This is a genomic window from Xylanibacter ruminicola (genome assembly GCF_900142525.1).
Lineage (GTDB): Bacteria > Bacteroidota > Bacteroidia > Bacteroidales > Bacteroidaceae > Prevotella > Prevotella ruminicola_A.
On sequence record NZ_FRBD01000053.1, the window covers coordinates 1 to 1,650 of the forward strand.

At 42.1% G+C, this 1,650-nt stretch carries 2 protein-coding genes; both read left to right on the forward strand.

Annotated elements, in window-relative coordinates:
* The first annotated feature begins 112 nt into the window (after positions 1-112).
* A complete protein-coding gene (locus BUB86_RS16835; RefSeq protein ID WP_073211886.1) occupies positions 113-559 on the forward strand; it encodes a hypothetical protein in 447 nt (148 codons plus the stop codon).
* A 279-nt stretch (positions 560-838) separates the two neighbouring features.
* Positions 839-1,650: Fic family protein (locus tag BUB86_RS16840; protein WP_073211889.1), on the forward strand; the 812-nt coding region annotated here is incomplete at its 3' end.

A 1,650-nucleotide genomic window follows, 5' to 3' on the forward strand; every position in this document is an offset into this window, starting at 1 on the left:
CCCTCATCCAGCCCTGATACAATAATGTATTAGGGCTTTTTTCGTCCCAATCCAAACTTTTCTCCCTTTCCGCTTGTAATTCCAAAAACTTTTTGTACTTTTGCAATCAATTATGGTAAGAACTAAAGACGATTATTATATAGAAAGCAAGAGGATACGAAACGAAGTATTGGCCATGGCCGAAGCCTTAAAAGGAGAACCCTTGCGTTTTACTATCACCAATGGCATAACGATGGACGTTGAGATTACAAAATCTGATCTTAAGACTATTGTTAGCAAGGCTTCTCGTGATAATAAGTTTAATGCCATTAAGAATGCTTTGGCAAAGGATATTCCGTCATATTTAAAGAAAGGAAGATATCTTGGTTGGCGTAGGGTTTTAGAAGGAAAACACGAAGAGAGTGCTTACTTTGCTTATTTTGATCGCGAGATTGGGGTTAAAACAATTCTTGCTATGCGCAAAATGAAGAACGGTGGGCCGTATAAGCCATACGCGATTATTGATCAATATGCTTTTGAGAATAATGTTGGTGAATTAGAAATAGGAACTCCGCTTTAATGGCCTTGCTTGCCGGACCAACCGGGGCTATCCATCTGAAGCGGAGTTTAAAAGTGCTTCTATTTTAATGAGTTGCTTGCCGAACCAACCGGGGCTCCCATTCTAAATAGGTTCCTTTCACGCTGCAAAGATATGAAATCTTTCAATAAGTTCCAAATATTTTGGTACTTTTTTTATTTTAGGGCTTTTTTCTTGCCCCAATCCAAACTTTTCTCTCTTTCTGCTTGTAAATCCAAAACTTTTTGTATCTTTGCACGAAGTTAGGTAAACCTTGCAAATATGACACAAGAGAATAGGAATATATTATTGCGATTACTGCAGCAGCACAAAGAGCTGGGCATATCGGAGCAGATAGACTATCAGAAGTTCTATCTGTATTCCATCATTTCTCACTCTACCGCTATCGAAGGTTCAACAGTGACAGAGGTGGAGGCTCAACTTCTGTTTGATGAAGGCATCACCAGCAGTAAACGTACCATGATGGAACAGATGATGAACCTTGACCTAAAAGCGGCCTACGACTATGGCATACAATGGATTAAGCTGCATCATGATATCACTGTCGACTGGCTTGTTCTTTTGGCCTCTAAAGTGATGGCACGCACAGGCTCTGAGTATCATGCTGCAGGAGGTGATTTCTCTGCTGCCAAGGGTGAACTTCGCAAACTGAATGTCACTGCAGGGCTTGGTGGTAAGTCATATATGTCGTACCTAAAAGTTCCTGCACGGCTCGCTGCTTTCTGTGAAGAGCTTAATCGCAGGCGAAAGGCCATCGATGCCAACGATATTGCCGCCATTTACGAACTTAGCTTCTGGGCTCACTTCGACTTAGTTACCATACATCCTTGGGCAGATGGTAATGGGCGCACCTGCCGACTTCTTATGAACTTGCTACAGATGGAGTTCGATGTACTTCCGACAAAGGTTCTGAAAGAAGACAAGGCCGAGTACATCCAAGCGCTGATTGATACCCGCGAGCAGGAAGATATCAACATATTCCTTGATTGCATGACCCGCCTTCATTGCCAGCACCTGAAGGTTGATATCGACCATTATATTGATTCTACATCAGAGAAAATGGTCGATAAACA

What these genes read in the sequence shown, in the direction of transcription:
- BUB86_RS16835 (WP_073211886.1), top strand. Translation starts at nt 113, where the DNA reads ATGGTAAGAACTAAAGACGATTATTATATAGAAAGCAAGAGGATACGA.